2 protein-coding genes are annotated in these 17,794 nt (G+C 70.7%); both read left to right on the forward strand.

Translation table 11 applies throughout. The features are described 5' to 3' along the window. Window positions 1–39: 39 nt before the first annotated feature. Window positions 40–561, forward strand: a complete 522-nt coding sequence (locus tag FKR81_RS44820; protein ID WP_235921224.1) for an AMP-binding protein — start codon at window positions 40–42, stop codon at window positions 559–561. After that, on the forward strand, window positions 504–17,786 hold the full coding sequence (locus FKR81_RS45555) for a non-ribosomal peptide synthase/polyketide synthase (protein ID WP_268891514.1): 17,283 nt from the start codon (window positions 504–506) through the stop codon (window positions 17,784–17,786). Before FKR81_RS44820 ends, FKR81_RS45555 begins: the two co-directional genes overlap by 58 nt. Window positions 17,787–17,794 lie beyond the last annotated feature (8 nt).

Raw genomic sequence — 17,794 nt, forward strand, 5'->3', positions numbered from 1 at the left:
CTCGCGCGCCCCTGCACGCGCTGAAAGGTCGTGGCTTCGATGGCTTCTCCCGACACCGTCACCCCGTCCGCCGGCGCCGCGTCGCTGCCGCCGGACAGCTGGAACGACACCGGCCGCGACGTCGCATGGACCACGCTCACCGGTCTGATCGAGGCGCAGGCGCTGACCAGGCCGGACGCCACCGCAGTGATCCACCCCGGCGGCCGGCTGACCTTCGCCGAACTCGACGCGCGCGCGAACCGGCTGGCCCGCCTGCTGATCCGCCGCGGCGCCGGTCCCGAAGGGATCGTCGCGGTGGCACTGCCGCGCTCGGTGGACATTGTGGTGGCGGAGCTCGCCGTGCTGAAGGCGGGCGCCGCATTCCTGCCGATCGACCCGGACTACCCGGCCGACCGCATCACGTTCATGCTCGACGACGCCCGGCCCGTGCTGGTGATCACCCGGCCTCGATCGCCGAGAGACTGCCCGGTCAGGACCTCCTCACCGTGGACGACTTGTCCACAGTGGACGAGGACGGGCCGCCAGGGGTCACACCGCTGCCCGAACACCCGGCGTACGTGATCTACACCTCCGGCTCGACCGGAAGACCCAAGGGCGTCGTCGTGTCCCACCGCGGCATCGCCAGCTTCGCCGCGGCCGAGATCCACCACTTCCAGGTGAAGCCCGGCGACCGGATCCTGCAGTTCTCCTCCCCGAGCTTCGACGCCTCCGTGCTGGAACTCTGCATGTCGCTTCCCGCGGCAGCGGCACTCGTCGTGCCTCCGCCGGGGCCGTTGCTCGGTCAGCACCTCGCCGACGTTCTCGCCGAGGAGCGGATCACCCACGCGTTGATCCCGCCGGTCGCGCTGGCCACGGTGCCCGACGTCGCACTCCCTTGCTTCCGCAGCCCGATCGTCGGCGGCGACGCCTGCACGGCCGAGCTGGTCGAACGCTGGGCGCCGGGCCGCCGCCTCATCAACGCCTACGGCCCGACGGAGTCCACAGTGGTCACCACGTGGAGCGAGTCGCTGTCGCCGGGCGGTCCGCCCCCGATCGGCAAGCCGATCTGGAACACGAAGGTCCACGTCCTCGACGGCGATCTCACCCGCGTGCCGATCGGCACGCCCGGTGAGCTGTACGTCAGCGGCAGCGGCCTCGCCCGCGGCTACCTCAACCGGCCGGGCCTCACCGCGCAACGGTTCGTGCCGAACCCGTTCGGCGCTCCCGGCGAACGCATGTACCGGACCGGTGACCTGGTGCGCTGGAACGCGGCGGGCGATCTCGAGTTCGTCGGTCGGACGGACCACCAGGTCAAGATCCGCGGCTTCCGCATCGAGCCCGGTGAGATCGAGGCGGTGCTGCGCCGGTTCGGTGATGCCGTGGTCGTAGCCCGCGAGGACAACGGCCACAAGCGGCTGGTCGCCTACGTCGTCCCCAGCAACGGGCACCGGCCGCTACCTGACGAACTGCGCACGTTCGTCGCCGAGCGGCTCCCCGCACACATGGTGCCGTCCGCATTCGTCGTGCTCGACCAGTTCCCGTTGAGCCCCAACGGAAAGCTGGACCGCTCGGCATTGCCGGAACCGGTCCGCGTCACCGGCCGCACGGCATCGGGCAGCAGCGCGGAGCAAGTCATCGCGGACATCTGGGCGGAAACGCTCGGCGTCGACCAGGTCGGCGTCGACGACGACTTCTTCCACCTCGGCGGTGACTCGATCCTCGGTGTCAGGGTGCTCTCCCGCGTCCGCACGCACTTCGGCGTGGACCTGCCGCCACGGGCGGTCTTCGATGCTCGCACGGTCGGACGGCTCGCCGCGCTCGTGCCGTCGCAACGCTCGAGCGGAGACACCGACCGGGTCACGCGCGCTCCGCGAGGCGTGGTGCTGCCGCTGTCCCCGGCGCAGCAGCGCCTGTGGTTCCTCGACGACCTCACCGCGGGCGGCGTCGAGTACAACACCGGCGTCGGCCTGCGGCTGTCCGGGCCGCTGGACGTCGGGACCCTGCGCGCGGCGCTCGACGCACTCGTCCGCAGGCACGAGTCGCTGCGCACCACGTTCGACTCCGTTGCCGGAGAAGGTGTGCAGCTCGTGGCCGAGTCGGGCGAGATCCCGTTGCGCGAGGTCGAGACGACCGAGGTGGACGACGTGCTGGCCGACGAGCTGCGCCGGCCGTTCGACCTGCGGCAGGGACCGCTGACCCGAGCTGTGCTCGTGCGCGTCGCCCCGGCCGAGCACGTGTTGCTGCTGTGCCAGCACCACATCATCACCGACGGCTGGTCGGTGTCGTTGCTGGTCGACGAGCTCGCGGAGCTCTACGGGGGTGGCGAGCTGCCCGAGCTGGAGATCCAGTACCCGGACTTCGCCCTGTGGCACAGCAACCGGCTCGACGTCACCGAGCACCTCCCCTACTGGGAGCGCCAGCTGGCCGGCATCGAAACGCTCAACCTCCCGACCGACCGGCCACGTCCCCGGCTGCGCACCACCGCGGGTGCGGTGCACCGCCGCGATCTAAACGCCGATCTGGTTCGCGCACTGACCGACGCGAGCCACGAGCGCAACGCAACGCTGTTCATGACCCTCTCCGCGGCAGTGCAGGTGTTGCTGTCCCGATACACCGGTCAGTCCGACATCGCGATCGGCACGGTGAGCTCGGGCCGCACCCGCACCGAACTGGAGGCACTCGCCGGCTTCTTCGTCAACACCGTGGTGCTGCGCTCCACCGTGGACAACTCGGCCACGTTCACCGAGTTCCTCGCCGACGTGCGCGAGACCGTGCTGGAGGCGTTCGCGCACGACGAGCTCCCGTTCGACCGGCTGGTCGAGTCGCTGCAGCCGGAACGCGACCCCAGCCGCACACCGCTCGTGCAGGCGTTGGTGGTGCTGCAGAACGCCATCGTCCGGCCGCGTGAGACCGCGGGCCTGCGCATCGGCGAGTACGACCTGCCGCGGCACTCCGCCCGGTTCGACCTGGTGGTGGAGTTCTTGCCCAGGGACAACGGTCTGAACCTCGCGATCGAGTACAACACCGACCTCTTCGACCTGGGCACGATCGAGCGGATGGCCGGGCACCTGGAGGCGCTGCTCACCGGCATCGTCGCCGGCACGGACCGCCCGCTGGCCGAGATCTCGTTGCTGGGCGAGGCCGAACGGCAGCAGGTGCTGCACGGATGGAACGACACCGGTTCCGGCACCGAGCCCGCGGTGCTGCCTGACCTGTTCGAGGCCCAGGTGGCGCGAACGCCGGAGGCCATCGCGGTCACGGCCTGCGGCATCACCCTGACCTACGACGAGCTGAACCGGCGGGCGAACCACCTGGCGCGGTTGCTGGCCGAGCGCGGTGCAAGACCGGAGCGGTTCGTGGCTGTCTCGTTGCCGCGCGACGAGAACATGATCGTCGCACTGCTCGCCGTGCTCAAGACCGGGGCCGCGTACCTGCCGATCGACCCGTCCTATCCGCAGGATCGGATCGCCTTCATGCTCGATGACGCCGAGCCGGTGTTCGTGCTGACGAGCGACGAGCTCCAGCGCCTGTCCGCGGTCGACGTGCCCGACGACGACGTCGAGCGCTCGGTGCTGCCGTCGCAACCTGCGTACTGCATCTACACGTCGGGCTCCACCGGCCGTCCCAAGGGTGTCGTGATCGCGCACGAGAGCGCCGCAGACCTGGTGACCTGGGCGGCTCACGACTTCGGTGCCGAGGGGCTCGCGCACGTCGTCGCATCCACGTCGTTGAACTTCGACGTGTCGGTGTTCGAGATCTTCTGCCCGCTCCTGCTGGGCGGCCGCATCGAGGTCGTCGACAACGTGCTGGCGCTGGCCGACCAGCCTGCCGGCCGGGTCAGCCTGATCAGCGCGGTGCCGTCGGCGTTCGCCCAGGTGATCGGCGACGTGTCGGTGAAACCGGACAACGTGGTGCTGGCGGGCGAAGCCCTGTCGGCGCGGGCGGTGCGCGAGATCCGGGCGACGCTGTCCGGCAGCCGGATCTCGAACATCTACGGCCCGACCGAGGCGACCGTGTACGCCACGGCTTGGTACGACGACGGTCAGGACCGGACGCCGCCGATCGGCAGGCCGATCCGGACGATGCGGGCTTACGTCCTCGACGCGACGCTGCGTCCGGTGCCCGTCGGTGTGCCGGGTGAGCTGTTCCTCGGCGGTCGCGGGCTGGCGCGCGGCTACCTCAATCGGCCGGGGCTGACCGCGGAACGGTTCGTGGCGAACCCGTTCGGCGAACCCGGATCCCGGCTCTACCGCACCGGTGACGTGGTGCGGTGGAACGCCGCCGGGGAGATCGAGTACCTCGGCAGGACCGACCACCAGGTGAAGATCCGCGGGTTTCGCATCGAGCTCGGAGAGGTCGAGTCCGCGCTGCTGCGCCACGACGCGGTGGCCGAGGCGGTGGCCGTCGTCGTGGAGACGTCTGGTCACAAGAGGCTGGTCGCACACGTGGTGCCGGTGCCAGGAGCGCGGATCTCCACACCGGAGTTGCGCGAGTTCGTCGGCCAGACGTTGCCGGACTACATGGTGCCGTCAGCCGTCGTCACGCTCGAGGCGTTGCCGCTCAACCCCAACGGCAAGCTCGACCGCAACGCGCTGCCTGCGCCGGACTGGAGCGCGAGCGCTGGTCACGTCGCACCGCGCACCGAGACCGAACGGGTTCTGGTGACGATCTTCGCCGAGGTGCTCCGGGTGGACGCTCTCGGGGTCGAGGACAACTTCTTCGAGCTGGGCGGCGACTCGATCCTCAGCATCCAGGTGGTGTCCAGGGCCCGGCAGGCCGGGTTGGCACTCACGTCCAAGGACGTCTTCCAGCACCAGACCATCGCCGCTCTCGCCGAGCATGTGACCGAAGCCGCTCCCGAGGAGGTTCCGCAGGGAGCGGTCACCGGGTGGGTGCCGCTCACCCCCGCGCAGCGATGGGGGTTCGAGACCAACCCCCTGCGGCCGCACCACTTCAACCAGGGACTGCTGCTGGAACTCGCCGACGACCTGGACGAGAGCGCTCTCCGGGCGGCGCTGGACACCTTGCTCGAGCATCACGACGCGTTGCGGATGCGGTTCGAGCGGATCAACGGCGAGTGGGTGCAGCACAACGCATCCCCGCAACCGACCACCGTGCTCGCACGACACGTGGTGTCCACTGCGGACGAGATGCGGACGATCGCCGACGAGACGCACGCGAGCATCGACCTCAACAGCGGCCCGCTGCTCAAGGCCGTGCTGTTCGACCTCCCCGATCGCCGCGTCCTGTTCGTCGCGGTGCACCACCTGGTCGTTGACGGCGTGTCGTGGCGCATCCTGCTGGAGGACCTGCGAACCGCGTATGAGGGCCGTCGACTCCCGCCGAAGACCACGTCGTTCCGCGACTGGGCGCGCACCCTCGCCGAGACGCCGGTGCTGCGAGAGGAACGCGAGTACTGGGCCGACGTGGAGTCGTTACCGGTGCCGGTTGACAGGGCAGGCGCCAACACCGTGGCGTCGACCTGCGCCGTGACCGTCCGGCTGGACGCCGCCGAGACGAAGGCGTTGCTGCAGGACGTCCCCGGTGCGTACCGCACGCAGATCAACGACGTGCTGCTGAGTGCACTCGGCCGGACACTGAGCCGTTGGACCGGGCGCGACCACGTCCAGGTCAACCTCGAAGGCCACGGGCGGGAGGAGTTCCTCGGCGACGTCTCCCGCACGATCGGCTGGTTCACCGCGATCTTCCCGGTCACGCTGGACGCGTCCGGTGACGGCTGGGACGCGGTGCTGAAGTCGGTGAAGGAACAGCTGCGCGCCGTGCCGCGCCGGGGTGTCGGCTACGGCGTGCTGGACGAGCAGATCACGCCACACGTCAGCTTCAACTACCTCGGCCGGTTCGACCTGCCCACCGGGCTGTACCGCAGGCTCCACGGCCAGCTCGAGCTGAGCGCCGATCCGGCGGAGTCACGCCCCCACTTGCTCGACGTCGTGGGCCGCGTTGACGACCGGTGCCTCGAGTTCACCTGGTTCTACAGCGACGAGGTGCACGACGAGGCCACGGTCCGCAGACTGGCTGACGAGATGATCGGCGCGGTCCGCGAGATCGTCGCGCACTGCACCAGTCCGGGCGCCGGCGGGCGTACGCCGTCCGACTTCCCGCTCGCGCGGCTCGACCAGTCGACGGTGGACCGGCTGTGCGGCCACAGCTGCACTGGCGACGACGTCGAGGACATCTACCCGCTCACCCCCACGCAGGCAGGCATGGTGTTCCACCGGCTGGCGCGCCGGGACTCGGCGGCGTACTTCCAGCAGATCACCTTCGTCGTCGACGCTCACATCGACGACCTCGCCGAGGCGTGGCAACGCGTGGTCGACCGGACCACGGTGCTGCGCTCGCACGTCGTGTGGGAAGGCGTGGAGGAACCGCTGCAGGTGGTCCAGCGCTCGGCGACCGTACCGATCGTCCGACTCGACTGGACGAACGCGAACCGGGACGAGGAGCTGACCGCGCTGCTCGCCCGCGACCGGGCACGGGGCATCGACCTCGGGCGGGCGCCGCTGATGCGGATCACGCTGGCCCAGCTCCCTGACGACGAGGTCCAGGTGCTGTGGACGTTCGACCACGTGACCCTCGACGGCTGGAGCCTGTTCGGCGTTCTCCTCGAGGTGTTGCGGGGTGAGTCGGTGACACGACGCCCGTTCCGCGACTACGTCGACTGGCTCAGCCGCCAGGACCAGCACGAAGCCGAGCAGCACTGGCGCCAGGTCCTGCACGACCTCGCCGAGCCCACCACCCTGCCCTACGACGGGCAGCCCGGCCACACCCCGGAGTCCTCGGCGTCCGTGCGTGCGGCGTTGCCCGCCGAGCAGTCCACGCGGTTGCGGGAGGTGGCGCAACGCAACGGACTCACTCTGAACACGATCGTCCAGGGCGCCTGGGCGGTGCTGTTGTCCCGGTACAGCGGGCAGCGCGACGTCTGCTTCGGCGCCACGGTCTCCGGTCGCCCGGCCGACCTGCCGGGTGTCGAGTCGATCACCGGCTTGTTCATCAACACCATCCCGGTGCGCACCGACGTCCACAGTGGACAGCCCGTGTCGTCCTGGCTGAGCGATCTCCAGGCGGCGCAGAGCGAGGCGCGGCGGTTCGAGCACGTCTCGCTCAGCCAGCTGCGGGCGTGGACCGCGTTGCCGGAACGCGTCAACCTGTTCGACAGCATCGTGGTGTTCGAGAACTACCCGATCACCGGACTCGGTGTGCGCGACCTGAGCGGGATCGAGGTGACCAACTACCCGCTCGCTGTCGTCGCCTATCCCGGCGAGCAGCTGTCGTTCACGCTCGGCTACGACCCGACGCTGTTCGAACTGGGCACCGTCGAACGGCTCGCCGAGCACTTGCTGGGACTGCTCGGCGGCATCGCCGACGACCCGCGGCGCCTGGTCGCCGACCTGCCGATGCTGACCGACGACGAGCTGCGCCGCGTCCTCGTTGAGTGGAACGACACCGCCCACGACCTGCCGCAGGCGTCCGTGCCCGAACTGTTCGCCGACCAGGTCCGGCGCTGCCCCGATGCGCCGGCGCTGATCACCGACGACGGCGAGCTCGGCTACGCCGAACTGGACCGGCGTGCCAACCAGCTGGCCAACCGCCTCGTGGAGCTCGGCGTGCGGCCCGAACAGCCCGTCGCGCTGCTGATGGGCCGCTCCGTCGACCTCGTGGTCGCGGAACTGGCCGTGCTGAAGGCTGGCGGGACGTACGTGCCGTTGGACGTGCGTGCGCCCGCACCGCGGCTGCGTCTGCTGCTCCGCGAAACAGGGGCCACCGTGTTGCTCACCGACCGGGCGTGGGAGACGCCGACACGAGAGGTGCACGACGGGGCCGTCGTCGTGGTCGACGCCGACCCGTCGCTGTCCGCCGAGTCGACGGCCGCGCCGTGCGTGACCGTGCACCCGGACAACATCGCCTACGTCATCTACACCTCCGGCTCGACGGGGCGCCCGAAGGGTGTCGCGGCACGGCATCGCGACGTGGTGGCGCTCGCGGTCGACCGCCGGTTCCGCGGCGGTGCGCACGACCGGCTGCTGCTGCACTCACCGCAGGCGTTCGATGCCTCGACCTACGAGCTGTGGGTGCCGCTGCTGAACGGCGGGCAGGTGGTCGTCGCGCCGCCCGGTGACCTCGATGTGCAGGTGCTGCGCGACGCCATCACGCGGCATGGCGTGACCAGTGTGTTCCTCACCTCGGGCCTGTTCCGCCTGGTGGCCCAGGAGGCCCCCGACTGCCTCACCGGTGCGCGCGAGGTGTGGACCGGTGGTGAGATCGTCCCGGCCGACGCGATGCGCCGCGTGCTCGAGGCGTGCCCCGGTCTGCAGGTCGTCGACGTCTACGGGCCGACCGAGACCACGACCTACGCCACCCAGCGCGGAATGTCCACTGTGGACGATGTGCCGGACGTGGTGCCCATCGGACGGCCGCTGGACAACACGCGTGCCTACGTGCTCGACCAGGACCTGCGGCCGGTGCCGCCGGGTGTGCCGGGTGAGCTGTACATCGCCGGCGCCGGGCTCGCACGCGGATACCTCCGTCAGCCGGGCCTCACCGCGGAACGGTTTCCGGCCAACCCGTTCTCGCCGGGTGAGCGCATGTACCGCACCGGCGACGTGGTGCGGTGGACCGACGACGGCGAGCTCGAGTTCGTCGGCCGCACGGACGACCAGGTCAAGATCCGCGGCTTCCGGATCGAACTCGGCGAGGTCGAGGCCGCGCTCGCGCGCCACCACGACGTGGCCGAGGCCGTAGCCGTCGTGCTGCACGACGACGCGGGTCGCAAGCGGCTCGTCGCGTATGTGGTCGGTGAGACCGCCGGCCTGCGGGAGTTCCTGAGCCGGACGCTGCCGGACTACATGGTGCCGTCGCTGTTCATCGCCGTGCAACGCCTGCCGCTCAACGTGAACGGCAAGGTCGACCGGAACGCCCTGCCCTCGCCGGAGTGGGGCTCGGGCGCCGGATACGTGGCGCCGCGGTGCGCACCGGAGACGGTGCTGGCGAACATCTGGACCGAGGTACTCGGTGCCGAGCACGTGGGTGTGGAAGACAACTTCTTCGAGCTCGGCGGCGACTCCATCCTGAGCATCCAGGTCGTGTCCCGTGCCCGGCAGGCGGGGCTGAACCTGACGCCCGGCGACCTCTTCGAGCGGCCCACCATCGCCGCGCTGGTCACGCACCTGCCGGACAGCGGTCCGGTGACCGCCGCCCAGCAGGACGAGGTCGTCGGCGAGGTGCCGCTGACGCCGATCCAACACTGGTACTTCGCCACGAAGCCCGCGCACCCGGAGCAGTTCACCCAGTCCGTGCCGGTGCCGTTCGACGACGTCGACGAGGACCGGTTGCGCCGCGCGGTCGCCACTCTGCTGACGCACCACGACGCGTTGCGGATGCGCTTCGACCGCACCGAGAACGGCTGGCGTCAGTACAACCCGTCGCTGCCGGACGCGGACGGTCCGCTGCTGGAGATCGTCCGCGCCGGAGACGAGCTGCGTCTGGTCGCCCGTCACCTCGTGGTCGACGGTGTCTCGTGGCGCATCCTGCTGGAGGACCTGGAAACCGCGTACCGCGGGGACGACATCGGGCCGAAGACCACGTCGTTCCGCGAGTGGGCACACCGGCTGACCCAGCACGCGCGCACGGGCGGGTTCGACGACCAGGTCGAGTACTGGCGTTCGGTGCGCGCTGAGACCGCACTTCCCGCGGACGGCGACGGCGCGAACACCGTCGCCACGATGGGATCGGTCACCGTCCGGCTCGACGCCGAGACGACGCGGGCGTTGCTGCATGACGTGCCGGGCGTGTACCGGACGCAGGTCAACGACGTGCTGCTGACCGCGCTCGGGCGCGTGCTGGCGCACTGGACGGGACACGAGCGCGTACTCGTCGACCTCGAGGGGCACGGCCGCGAGGAGTTCCTCGACGGCGTCGACCTGTCCCGCACGGTCGGCTGGTTCACCACGATGTTCCCGGTCACGCTCACCACGTCGGACGACTGGGGCACCGCCCTCAAGACGGTGAAGGAAGACCTTCGCGCCATCCCCCTGCACGGTCTCGGCTACGGCGCGCTGCGGTACCTGACGGACACCGACCTCGACCTGGCACCGCGGATCAGCTTCAACTACCTCGGCAGGCTGAGCGGACTCGGCGGAGACGCGAGCCCGGACACCGAACGCGCCCACCTGCTCGACGTCGTGGGTGCCGTCCAGGACGGCCGCCTGGAGCTGACGTGGCACCACAGCACCGAGATCCACGCGGAGACGACGATCCGGCGGCTGGCCGACGACATGACGCGAGCGTTGCACGAGATCGTCGAGCACTGCGCCCAGCCGGACGCGGGCGGCCGCACGCCGTCGGACTTCCCCTTGGCACGCCTCGACCAAGCGGCGGTCGACCGGCTCGTCGGCCCCGGTTCCACCGGCGACGACGTCGAGGACGTCTACCCGCTGACGCCCATGCAGGCGGGGATGGTGTTCCACGGCCTGGTCGACGGCGGCGGCACGTACTTCAACCAGGTGCGGCTGAGGCTCTGCGGCGTACGTGATCCTGACGCGTTCGGCGTCGCGTGGGAACGGGTCGTGCAGCGGACGCCGGTCCTGCGCAGCCGGTTCGTCTGGGAGGGCGTGCCGGAGCCGTTGCAGGTGGTGTGCCGCGACGTCCGGCTGCCGGTCGCCCACCTCGACTGGCGCGCGACCGGTGAGGACGAGCTGCCGGCGTTGCTGGAACGCGACCGCACCGCGGGCATCGACCTCGGCACGGCGCCGCTGATGCGGGTGACCGTGATCAGGCTGCCGGACGACGAGATCATGCTGGTGTGGACGTTCCACCACGTGCTGCTGGACGGGTGGAGCGCCGCGCAGGTGTTCGGCGAGGTGTGCGAGCAGTACCACGCGATCACCCACGGCGGCCGCCCGGAGCTGGCGGCCCGGCCGCCGTTCCGCGAGTACCTGCGCTGGCTCGCCGCGCAGGACCAGCGGGCGGCCGAGGAGTACTGGCGCGGCGTGTTGTCCGGCTTCGAGCAACCGACCGCACTGCCGTTCGACCGGCAACCCGTGGAGGCACACCGCACCCGGTCCACCGCGCGGGTCCGGATCACCTTGTCCCCCAAGGCTTCCGCGCAACTGCGTGACGTCGCCGCGCGCAACGGCCTGACCGTGAACACGGCGGTCCAGGGCGCGTGGGGCCTGCTGCTGTCCCGGTACAGCGGCGAACGCGACGTCGTCTTCGGCACAACCGTGTCCGGCCGTCCGGCCGATCTGCCCGGCGTCGAGTCCATGGTCGGCATGTTCATCAACACCGTGCCGACCAGGGTGCACGTGGACGGTGCGCGGACCGTCGCGTCGTGGCTGCACGACGTGCAGGGCACCCAGTCCGGCTCGCGCCGGTACGACTTCGTGTCGTTGGCACAGCTGCAGAACTGGTGCGGAGGCACGCTGTTCGACAGCATCGTGGTGTTCGAGAACTACCCGTTCGACGAAGACGTGCTCGCGGCACACGGGCTGCACCTGCGGCAGGTGCAGGACCTGGAGCCGACCAACTACCCGCTCAGCGTCGTGGTCTCCCCCGGCGACGCGCTGTCGATCGCGCTGGACCACGACCCCGATCTGTTCGACACCGCGACGGTCGAGCGGATCGCCGCGCACCTGGAGATGTTGCTGTCCGGCATCGCCGACGACCCGACCCGGCCGGTGGACGAGCTCGCGCTGCTCACCGACGCCGAGCAGCACCAGGTGCTCGTTGCGTGGAACGACACCGCGCACGACGTGCCCGACGCGACGCTGCCCGCCCTGTTCGCCGACCAGGTCCGGCGCACGCCCGGCGCGACGGCGGTGACCGGCGCCGAGTCGTTGACCTACCGCGAGCTGGACGAACGCTCCAACCACCTGGCACACCTGCTGGTGGCGCTGGGCGTGCGGCCGGACCAGCCGGTGGGACTCCTGCTCGACCGGTCCGCCGACGTCGTCGTGGCGGAGCTGGCGATCGTCAAGGCCGGTGGCGCCTACGTGCCGCTGGACGTGCGCGCTCCCGCCGACCGCATGCGCCTGGTGCTCGCGGAAGCCGGCGCGTCGGTGCTGGTGACGGACACACCCGACCGACTGGTCCACAGTGGACCGACCGTGGTAGTCGGCGCGGAACAGTCAGGTGAGACGCCGCTGGTATCGCTGCACCCGGACAACCTGGCGTACGTCATGTACACCTCCGGCTCCACCGGCACACCGAAGGGCGTCGCCGTGCGACACCGGGACGTGGCGGCACTCGCGCACGACCGGTGCTTCCGCGGTGGCGCGCACGAGCGGGTGCTGCTGCACTCGCCGCCGGCGTTCGACGCGTCCACCTACGAGCTGTGGGTGCCGCTTCTCGCCGGTGGCACGGTGGTGGTGGCGCCGGACGCCGATCTCGACGTGCACTCCCTGCGCGCGGCCATCACGACGCACGACGTCACCAGCCTGTGGCTCACCGCGGGACTGTTCCGGATGATCGCGCAGGACGCGCCGAACTGCCTGCGGGGTGTGCGCGAGGTGTGGACCGGCGGCGACGTCGTGCCCGCAGCGGCGGCACGGCGGGTGCTCGAAGCGTGCCCCGGCACGACGGTCGTCGACGGCTACGGCCCCACCGAGACCACCACGTTCGCCACGCACCACGTCATCAGCGAGCCGGTGCCCGACGTCATCCCCATCGGACGCCCGCAGGACAACATGCGGGTCCTCGTGCTCGACGAGCGCCTGCGGCCGGTGCCGCCGGGCATCGCGGGTGAACTGCACATCGCGGGAGCCGGCGTCGCGCGCGGGTACCTCAACCGGCCCGGCCTCACCGCGCAACGGTTCATCGCCGACCCGTTCGGCGAGCCGGGCTCACGCATGTACGCGACCGGCGACGTCGTGCGCTGGCAACCGGACGGCGTGGTGGAGTTCGTGGGACGCGCGGACGACCAGGTCAAGATCCGCGGCTTCCGCATCGAGCTCGGTGAGATCGAGACGGTGCTGTGCGCGCACCCGGCCGTCCGCGAGGCCGTCGTGGTTGCTGACGGTGTCCACAAGCGACTGATCGCCTACGTCGTCACCGACACGGACACGGCCGAGCTGCGTGACCACGCCGCGGCGGCGTTGCCCGACTACATGGTGCCGTCGGCGTTCCTGGCGTTGGACGAACTGCCGTTGAGCCGCAACGGGAAGCTGGACCGCCGTGCACTGCCCGAGCCGGCCTGGGACAGCGGCGCGGGCTACGTCGCACCGCGCACCGAGACCGAGACGGTGCTGGCGCGGATCTGGACCGAGGTCCTCAGCCTCGAACGGGTCGGGGTCGAGGACAACTTCTTCGAGCTGGGCGGCGACTCCATCCTGAGCATCCAGGTGGTGTCGCGCGCGCGGCAGGCCGGTCTCGCCCTCACCCCGCGGGATCTGTTCCGCCACGGGACGGTGGCCGCACTGGCGGCACACGCGGCCCCCGCCGAGGTGACCCCGTTCGACGAGGGACCGGTCGTCGGTGAGGTGCCGTTGACACCGATCCAGCGCTGGTACTTCGAGACGAACCCGGCACAGCCGGATCGGTTCGACCAGTCGGTCACGCTCACGCTGGTGCCGGAGGTGGATGAGTCCGCGTTGCGCACCGCGCTGGACGCGCTGCTGGCGCACCACGACGCGTTGCGGATGCGGTTCCAGCACACCGACGACGGCTGGGAGCAGTACAACGCGCCGGTCGAACCCGCGGACGTGCTGCGGCAACACCGGTTCGACCTGGGCACCGGCCCGCTGCTCAACGCCGTGCGGTGCGGCGACGAGCTCCGTCTGTCGGTGCACCACCTGGTGGTCGACGGCGTGTCCTGGCGGATCCTGCTGGAGGACCTCGTCACCGCCTACCGGCAGGCCGTCCGCGGCGAACCCGTCGAGCTGGGCGCCAAGACCACGTCGTTCCGGGAGTGGGCGCACCGGCTCGCCGACCACGTGCGGCGTGGCGGTCTGCGCGGCGAGGTCGGCTACTGGCAGGCGGTCACGGGACACGCCGAACTGCCGGTCGACCTACCTGGCACCAACGACCTCGAGTCGACCCGGGACGTGAGCGTGCGGCTCGGACCGGATGAGACCAGGGCACTGCTGCAGGACGTGCCGGGCGTCTACCGCACGCGGATCAACGACGCCCTGCTCGCCGCGCTCGGCCGCGCGCTGACCGGCTGGACCGGACACGACCGCGTGCTCGTCGACCTCGAAGGCCACGGACGCGAGGACCTGCTCGATGGTGTCGACCTATCCCGCACGGTCGGCTGGTTCACCACGATGTTCCCGGTCGTCCTCGGCACGACCGGCGACTGGGCGACGACGCTGAAGGCCACCAAAGAGCTGCTCCGGGCCGTTCCTCATCACGGTCTCGGCTTCGGCGCGCTCCGGTACCTGACCCGCACGCCGCTCCCCCGGACCGCGCAGATCAGCTTCAACTACCTCGGCCGGTTCGACACAGGCGCCGCGGGCACCGACCTGTACCTGTCGGCGAGTCCGCTGGCGTCCGACATCAGCCCGGAAGCGCACCGCGACCACCTGCTCGACGTGGTGGGGGCCGTCGAGGACGGGTGCCTGCGGTTCACCTGGTCGTACTCCGGGAACGTGCACCGCGCGGAAACGATCACCGCGCTCGCCGAGGACGTGCTCGGCGCCCTGCGCGAGATCATCCGGCACTGCGCGCTGCCCACGTCGAGCGGGTGCACGCCGTCGGACTTCCCGCTCGCGCGGCTGGGTCAGGAGCAGGTCGACCGGATCACGGGCGACGGCAGGGACGTCGAGGACATCTACGCGCTCACCCCGATGCAGGCCGGGATGGTGTTCCACGGCCTGTCGCAGGGCGACCAGGGCGTGTACTGCGAGCAGGCGACGTTCGTGCTGGGCGGGGTCGACGACCCACAGGTGCTCGCGGCCGCGTGGCAGCACGTCGTGGACCGGACGCCGGTGCTGCGCAGCCAGATCGTCTGGGAGGGCGTGCAGGAGCCGGTGCAGCTGGTGCGCCGGGTGGTGACCGTGCCGATCCGCCACCTCGACTGGACCACGGCGAACCGTGACGACGAGCTGCGCGCACTGCTCGAAACCGACCTCGCCGAGGGCATCGACCTGGGCTGCCCACCTCTGCTGCGGGTGACGCTGGCCCGGTTGCCGGGCGACGAGGTCCAGGTGCTGTGGACGTTCCACCACGTGCTGCTGGACGGCTGGAGCGTCTTCCAGGTATTGACCGACGTCTTCGCGGCGCACGCCGCGCTACGACGCGGAGCGGAGCCGGAACTGCCGCCCCGCAGGCCGTTCCGCGACTACCTCGAGTGGTTGAGCGGACAGGACCGGCGGCGGGCCGAGAACCACTGGCGGGACGTGCTGGCGGGCTTCGAGGTGCCGACGGCCCTGCCGTACGACCGGATGCCGGCCACGACGCACGCCAGCCGGTCGTCCGAGTGGACGGCGTGTGATCTCGGCGCTGCCGAGTCGGCCCGCCTCTACGAGTTCGCGAAACAGCGCAGGCTCACGCTGAACGCCGTGGTGCAGGGTGCGTGGGCGCTGCTGCTGTCCCGGTGCAGCGGACAGCGCGACGTCTGCTTCGGCGCCACGGTGTCCGGCCGTCCGGCCGACCTGCCCGGCGTCGACGACATCACCGGCATCCTCATCAACACGCTGCCGGTGCGCGTCGAGGTCGACGCCGCCGCGAACGTCGTGGACTGGTTGCGCGAGCTGCAGGACGCGCAGGCCGAGGCACGCCGGTTCGACTTCGTCCCGCTCGCCGGCCTGCAGAGCCGGGCGGGTTTCACCCTGTTCGACAGCATCGTCGTGTTCGAGAACTACCCGATCAACGACGAGGCCGCGCAGACGCACGGCCTGCGGTTGCGCGAGCTGCAGGCGCTCGAGACGACGAACTACCCGCTCAGCGTGGTGGTCAGCCCCGGCGAACGGCTGTCGATCGAGCTCGGCTACGACCCGGACCTGTTCGACTCGGCCACGGCCGAGCGGCTCGCCAATCATCTCGTGCACCTGCTGCGCATCGTCACCGACGACCCGCGGATCGAGCAGGTCGACCTGCTGACCGAGACCGACCGCACACGACAGCTGGTGGCGTGGAACGACACCGCCGCCGACGTCCGGCAGGCCACCCTGGCCGAGCTGTTCGAGGCACAGGTCGCGCGCACACCAGACATGCCTGCAGTGATCGCCGGGGACACCGAGCTCAGCTTCACCGAGCTGGACCGGCGGGCGAACCGGTTGGCGCACTGGCTGATCAGCCGCGGCGCGGGGCCGGAACAGATCGTGGCGCTGGTGCTGCCGCGTTCGGTGGAGATCGTGGTGGCGCAGCTCGCGGTGCTGAAGGCGGGCGCGGCGTACCTGCCGGTCGACCCGGACTACCCGGCGGAGCGCATCGCGTTCATGCTCGACGACGCCGACCCCGTGCTGGTGCTCACACCGGAACTGCTCGCCGACGCCAATCTGTCCACAGTGGACGTAGCGACCGGTGTCCGGCCACTGCCCGCGCACCCGGCCTACGTGATCTACACGTCGGGCTCGACCGGCAAGCCGAAGGGTGTCGTCGTGACGCACCACGGCATCGCGAGCTTCTCCTCGGCCGAGATCGAGCACTTCCAGGTGGGGCCCGGAGACCGGGTCCTGCAGTTCTCCTCCCCCAGCTTCGACGCATCCGTGCTCGAACTGTGCATGTCGCTTCCCGCCGGGGCCGCACTGGTGGTTCCGCCGCCGGGTGCCCTGCTCGGCACGCAGTTGGCCGACGTGGTGGAGCGGCACGGGATCACACACGCGTTGATCCCACCGGTCGCCCTCGCGACCGTGCCCGACACCGAACTGCCCCGCTTCCGCACGCTGGTCGTCGGCGGGGACGCCTGCTCGGCCGAACTGGTCGAACGCTGGGCACCGGGTCGTCGCATGATCAACGCCTACGGACCGACCGAGTCCACCGTGGTCACCACCTGGAGCGAACCGCTGTCACCGGACGGCACACCACCGATCGGCGGGCCGATCCGCAACACCAGGGTGTACGTGGTCGACGCGGACTTCCGGCCCGTGCCCGTCGGTGTGCCCGGTGAGCTGTGCGTGGCGGGTGCCGGGCTCGCTCGCGGCTACCTGAACCGGCCGGGTCTCACCGCGGAACGCTTCGTGCCCGACCCGTTCGGAGCCCCCGGCGAACGCGTGTACCGGACCGGCGACCTCGTCCGCTGGACCCCGGACGGCGAGCTGGTGTTCGTCGGCCGGACCGACCACCAGGTCAAGGTCCGCGGGTTCCGGGTGGAGCTCGGCGAGATCGAGACCCTGCTGCGTCGCTTCGGCGACGCGGTCGTGGTGGCCCGCGACGACCGCCTCGTCGCCTACCTGGTGCCGGCTCAGGGTTCTCCGTCCACTGCGGAGCTGCGGTCGTTCCTCGAACGGTCGCTGCCGGACTTCATGGTGCCGTCGGCGTTCGTGCTGCTCGACAGGTTCCCGTTGAGCCTCAACGGAAAGCTCGACCGCGCCGCCCTGCCCGCACCCGAGTTCACCGCTGACGGTCACGTGGCACCGCGCACGGACACCGAGCGCGTGCTCGCCGACATCTGGGCGGAGGCACTCGACGTGCCCCGCGTCGGCGTGGAGGACAGCTTCGTCGCACTCGGCGGCGACTCGATCCGCAGCCTGCACGTCGCGGCGCGGACGAAGGAGAGGTTCGACGTGTCGCTGACGCCGCGGGACGTGCTGACCACGCGCACCGTCTCGGCGCTCGCCGACCTCGTCGAGGAGAAGATCCTGCTGGAGCTGGAACGAGTTGCCTTCGGTGACGGCAACACACGGGAACTCTGAGGAGACAA

Origin of the sequence: Lentzea tibetensis (assembly GCF_007845675.1) — a bacterium.
Classification (GTDB): Bacteria; Actinomycetota; Actinomycetes; order Mycobacteriales; family Pseudonocardiaceae; genus Lentzea; species Lentzea tibetensis.

What these genes read in the sequence shown, in the direction of transcription:
- FKR81_RS44820 (WP_235921224.1), top strand. Translation starts at nt 40, where the DNA reads ATGGCTTCTCCCGACACCGTCACCCCGTCCGCCGGCGCCGCGTCGCTG.